This is a genomic window from Bradyrhizobium sp. AT1, from assembly GCF_001590795.1.
GTDB lineage: Bacteria > Pseudomonadota > Alphaproteobacteria > Rhizobiales > Xanthobacteraceae > Bradyrhizobium.
Genome location: NZ_JXDL01000001.1, coordinates 4,893,481 through 4,898,980 on the forward strand (window position 1 = coordinate 4,893,481; position 5,500 = coordinate 4,898,980).

The 5,500-nt window shown below is 65.1% G+C and carries 4 protein-coding genes and 1 pseudogene; 3 read left to right on the plus strand and 2 right to left on the minus strand.

The window, feature by feature from the left end; all coding sequences use genetic code 11:
* A partial coding sequence (locus SE92_RS36785; RefSeq protein ID WP_210183125.1) for a WD40 repeat domain-containing protein occupies positions 1–2,113 on the plus strand: 2,113 nt, incomplete at its 5' end.
* A 24-nt stretch (positions 2,114–2,137) separates the two neighbouring features.
* Here SE92_RS36785 and SE92_RS22715 read toward each other — a convergent pair.
* The gene (locus tag SE92_RS22715; RefSeq protein ID WP_063198525.1) at positions 2,138–3,019 is read right to left on the minus strand and encodes an HpcH/HpaI aldolase/citrate lyase family protein; all 882 of its coding nucleotides are present in this window, start codon (positions 3,017–3,019) and stop codon (positions 2,138–2,140) included.
* Positions 3,020–3,131: 112 nt separating this feature from the next.
* Between SE92_RS22715 and SE92_RS22720 the strand changes: the two genes are divergently transcribed.
* Positions 3,132–3,776, plus strand: a complete 645-nt coding sequence (locus SE92_RS22720; RefSeq protein ID WP_063198526.1) for a carbonic anhydrase — start codon at positions 3,132–3,134, stop codon at positions 3,774–3,776.
* A 128-nt stretch (positions 3,777–3,904) separates the two neighbouring features.
* Here SE92_RS22720 and SE92_RS22725 read toward each other — a convergent pair whose 3' ends face one another.
* Positions 3,905–4,939, minus strand: a complete 1,035-nt coding sequence (locus SE92_RS22725; protein ID WP_063198527.1) for an aspartate-semialdehyde dehydrogenase — start codon at positions 4,937–4,939, stop codon at positions 3,905–3,907.
* A 116-nt stretch (positions 4,940–5,055) separates the two neighbouring features.
* Between SE92_RS22725 and SE92_RS37185 the strand changes: the two are divergent.
* A pseudogene (locus SE92_RS37185) lies at positions 5,056–5,500 on the plus strand (hypothetical protein); the annotation flags it as partial.

Consider the following 5,500-nt stretch of genomic DNA (forward strand, 5'->3'; position numbering starts at 1 on the left):
GGCGATGCGGATCGCGGTGCGCGGTCTGCCGCCGCCGGGCCGTTCACCGGTGGCGCTGGGCTGGTCGACCCGCGAGGTCGGGGGACTCGAGGCGAAGCTCGCCGGCGCGGCACAGCTCAGCCGGCTGCAACGCGTGCTGTCAGGACACATGGATGCGGTCAACAGCGTCGCCATCAGCGCCGACGGCACGCGCATCGTCAGCGGCTCGTCGGATCGAACGGCCCGGGTGTGGGACGCGCGAAGCGGCGAGCTGCTGCACGTGCTCAAGCATGACGGCGGGGTCAGTCATGTCGCATTCAGTCCCGACGGCAGGCGGGTCCTCACGACCTCATCGAATACCGCTATCGGCGTTGCACGTTCGTGGGACGCCGTCAGCGGCGCGCCATTGGGCGAAATCAAGATTGCCACCAACATCAACTTCATCGCGCGCCCGCTCGCCGGCGTGGCGTTCAGCACCGACGGGACACGGGCCCTGGTCGTCAAGGGATTCGGGCAAGCCCAGCTGTGGGACCTCGCCAGCCGCAAGGTCATCAAGGAGTTCAAGGATAAGGCCCGCTATGTCGTGAACGCGGCGATCAGCAGCGACGGCACGCGAGCCATCATCACCGGAATGGAAACAGCCCAGATCTGGGATACCGATAACGGCACGATGCTGCGCGAGGTGACTGGACACAAGGACTTCATTCGTGCCGTCGCGTTCAGCCCGGACGGGACGCAAGTCGCCACCGGCGCGGGCGACCGGGTCGCGCGCGTGTGGGAGACAGCCACCGGCAGGCTCGTCGGAGAATTCCCGCGCCATGATGCCGAGGTCAAGGCTGTCGCGTTCAGCGCGGACGGATCAACCCTCATCACGGCGTCAGCGGACAAGACCGTGCGATTGTGGGATATTGCCAGCGGTGAGCTGTTGCGCGAGTTCAGGGGACATGCCGATGACGTCACGAGCATCGCAGTCGGCACCGACGGTCGCATCGTCAGCGGTTCGCTCGACCGCACACTGCGCATATGGGACGTGTCGGAGGGATCGCGGCCGCTCCGTCATGGCGGCCCTGTCATGGCGGCCGCCTTCGACTCGACCGGCTCACGCGTGATCACGGCATCGGCCGACAACACGGCCCGCATCTGGGACGCCGCCAATGGGTCGATGATCCGCGAGCTGCCCCACAACAGCCAGGTCGACCAGGCAGCCTTCAGCCCCGACGATGCGCTCATCCTGACGTTGTCCGAGAATATCGTCCGCATCTGGGATGCCGCGACAGGTCAGCCCCGCGGCGAGGTACGCAACGACAACGGCATCTTTGGTGCGCGGTTTGTCGCCGACGGCACCAACACGCATGTCGTCCTCATCTTCAGCAAGCACGCGGCGATCTGGGACGCACTCGGCGGCAAGCGGGTGCGCGAACTGAAGAACAACGACGGCAGCTATGGCTCTCCCGCTGTCAGCGCCGACGGCCGGCGCATTGCCGATCGAACCAAAGACCACGCGCGCGTCTGGGACAGCGCGACCGGAGCGTTGGTGCGAGACATCACGAGCCCCGGCGGCGCGTCGGTGTGGAGCACGGCCTTGAGTCCCGACGGCAAACGCCTCGTCACCGCCGAGTCCAGCGGCCTTGCCCGGGTCTGGAACGTCGAGACCGGCGAGATGCTGAACGAGCTCAACGGCCACACCACCTTGGTGTCGAGCGCCGCGTTCAGCCCGGACGGATTGCGCATCGTCACGGCCTCGAATGACCACACCGCGCAGATCTGGGATGCCGCAAGCGGCCAAACGCTTCGTCAGATCGACGGCCACGGCCGTGGCCTGAACATGGCCGTCTTCAGTCCCGACGGCAGGCGCGTGCTGACCGCATCCGCGGACGGGACCGCCCGCATGTGGGACGTGAGCCTCGGGACCACGCTCCGCGGCGATGCCCTTGTCGGCACCGTCTGCGCGCAAAAGCTCATCGGCGCGCAGACCTTCACGGCTCACGATGCAATAGACCCGATCCTCGTCGGTCTCGCCGGAGTGAACCCGTGCCGCCAGCATGGTCCGCTGTCATCGGAGTACTGGAGCGATCTCGGCCATGCCGCCGTCGAACGGTTCAAGAAACTGGTCGGGCTCGATCCGCGAAGCTGAAGCGGACCGACGACCTCTTGCTGATCAGCCCTTGCTCATCGCCGCGATCGCATCCGCGATGGCGATCGTGCGGCGCGCCATGTCGGCGTGCAGGCGTTCGACCATGGCGCCGTCGAGGCGGATGGCGCCGCGCGAGGCGTTTTCCGGGAGTTCGAACGCCGCGATGATTTTTCGCGCGCGCGCGACTTCTTCTTCGGGGGGCGTGAAGATCGCGTTGCAGGCGTCGATTTGCGAGGGGTGGATCAGCGTCTTGCCGTCGAAACCGAGATCGCGGCCCTGCGCGCATTCGGTGGCGAAGCCATCGGGGTTGGCGATGTCGCTGTAGGGGCCGTCGAGAATTTCGAGACCATGGGCGCGCGTCGCCAGGATGCAATGCGTGATCATCGGGATCATCGCGGCGCGGCCGGGCAGCATCCTGATCCGGGTCTCGCGCGAGATGTCGTTGGGGCCGAACACGAAGCCCGAGAGCCGCCGCGACGGATCGCGCCCGGCCTCGGCCAGTTCCTCGGCATGCAGCACCGCGCGCGCGGTCTCGATCATGGCCCAGACCTTCACCGTCGGCGCTGCGCCGAGCTCGATGAGACGGAAGCTGATCGTATCGAGATCTTCGACGCTTGAAACTTTTGGAACCAGAATGCCATCAGGCGAAGCCTTGGCGGCCATCGCGACGTCATCGGCCCACCAGGGCGTATCGAGGCCGTTGGTGCGGATCAAGATCTCGCGCCTGCCAAAACCCTTGGCCGCGATCGCAGCGGCGATGCCGTCGCGGGCCGCCGCCTTGGCGTCGGGCGCCACGGAGTCCTCGAGATCGAGGATCAAGCCGTCGGCGGCGAGATTGCGCGCCTTTTCCAGCGCGCGGGGGTTTGAGCCGGGCATGAACAAATGGCTGCGGCGCGGGCGGGTCATGCAAGCGTTCCTTCCGGTTTCCCTGGGCGGGTTCTTGACCGGAGGCGATAGCACCTGGCCTGCCCATTCGAAAGGCTTGTTCACCCCAGCGGTATATGATTAGGCATAGGCCATGATGACATTCCCGAAGCATTTGCTGGAAGGCTACCAGGCCTTCGCCACCCAGCGGCTGCCGACCGAGCAGACCCGTTATCGCGAACTGTCGGTGAAGGGACAGTTCCCGGAAGTGATGGTGATCGGCTGTTGCGACAGCCGCGTCTCGCCCGAGGTCATCTTCGACGTCGGCCCCGGCGAATTGTTCGTGGTCCGCAACATCGCCAATCTGGTGCCGGTGTATCAGCCCGACGGCAACGCGCATGGCGTCTCGGCGGCGTTGGAATATGCCGTGACGGTGCTGAAGGTGAAGCACATCGTTGTGCTCGGCCACGCGCAATGCGGCGGCATCCGCGCCTTCGTCGACAAGATCGAGCCGCTGACGCCCGGCGACTTCATCGGCAAATGGATGCAGATGTTCATCAAGCCCGGCGAGGTGGTCGAGCAGCGCGACCACGAGAGCATGGCGCAGTTCGTCGAGCGCATCGAGAAGGCCGCGGTGTTCCGCAGCCTCGAAAACCTGATGACGTTCCCGTTCGTGCGCAAGGCCGTGGACGCCGGCCAGATGCAGACCCACGGCGCCTATTTCGGCGTCGCAGAGGGATCGCTGTTCGTGCTGGACAAGACGAGCAAGGAATTCAAGAACGCGCGGAGCGTGATGTAGATTCGTAGGGTGGGTTAGCCGCAGGCGTAACCCACCTCTTCTCATTCCGCAGTGGCAGAAGTGGTGGGTTACGCCCAGCGAATTGCGCTTCGCGCAATCGCAAGGCTAACCCACCCTACGGCAGCTTCTTACGCCGCCTTCTTCTTCGCGCTGATCAGCTTGCGGTTAATCAGGACTTCCGCGATCTGGATCGCATTCAGCGCGGCGCCCTTGCGCAAATTGTCCGACACGCACCACAGCACGAGGCCGTTCTCGACCGTCGCGTCCTCGCGGATGCGGCTGATGTAGGTCGCGTCCTCGCCGGCTGCTTCATACGGCGTGGCGTAGCCGCCGGGCTCGTGCTTGTCGATGACGAGGCAGCCGGGCGCCTTGCGCAGGATGTCGCGCGCTTCGTCGGCGCTGATCGGATTCTCGAACTCGATGTTGACCGCCTCGGAATGGCCGACGAAGACCGGCACGCGCACGCAGGTGGCGGAGAGCTTGATCCGGGGATCAAGGATCTTCTTGGTCTCCGCCATCATCTTCCACTCTTCCTTGGTGTAGCCGTCCTCCATGAAGACGTCGATCTGGGGGATGACGTTGAAGGCGATGCGCGCGGGAAACTTCTTATTGACGATCTCGCTGTTGGTGTAGACGGCCTTGGTCTGCGAGAACAATTCGTCCATCGCGTCCTTGCCGGCGCCCGACACCGATTGATAGGTCGAGACCACGACGCGCTTGATGGTCGCCTTGTCGTGCAAAGGCTTCAGCGCGACGACGAGCTGCGCGGTCGAGCAGTTCGGATTGGCGATGATGTTCTTCGTCTTGAAGCCTTCGGCCGCGGCCGCGTTCACCTCGGGCACGATCAGCGGCACGTCCGGGTCCATGCGCCAGGCCGAGGAATTGTCGATCACGACAGCGCCGGCGGCGCCGATCTTCGGCGACCATTCCTTCGACACCGAGCCTCCCGCCGACATCAGGCAGATGTCGACATCGGAGAAATCAAAGTGCTCGAGCGCCTTGCACTTCAGGGTGCGGTCGCCGTAGGAGACCTCGACGCCGATGCTGCGGCGCGACGCCAGGGCCACGACCTCGTCCGCGGGGAATTTGCGCTCATCCAGGATGTTGAGCATTTCCCGTCCGACATTGCCGGTCGCGCCGACAACTGCGACTTTGTAACCCATCGTTCACTCTCCGATGAAAAAGCCCGTTCCTGAAGCTGACGCTTAAACAGGAAGAGCAGCGCTTCTATGCGAGAACCGGCCGCAAGACAACGTTGGACCCTGCCTGAAGGCCGTGGATGCAGTCGCCTGAGGCCAGCACGGCCGTTAGCCCCACCCAGCTCCATCTGACGCTTGCAGCCTTCGCCGACGAAGTCGTCGGCACGCTGGCGCGCCTGTTCGCCTATGTGGGGACGCTCGCCTTGTTTGCCATCCTGGGCCTTGCGGCGCTCGGCCAGCTGCCCGATCTGCGCGGCGACGAGCCGGCGGACAAGCCGGGCTGGAGCGTGGCCGACCGTTCGCGTCCGGCCTTCGCCCTCAGCAAGCTCGATTCATCAGATAAAACAGCGTCTTATACCATCCTCCGGCATCCCGAGGGCGGCCGCAGGGACGTCCTGCGCTGGGCGGCGCTGCGGACCAGGTGCTGGCCGAGCTCGAGATTTACCGGGAAGGTGGCGAATTCGACGTCACACGTCCGGCCGCCGCGGACCTCGCCGTCCAGATGGGTCTGGGTGCGACCACTCC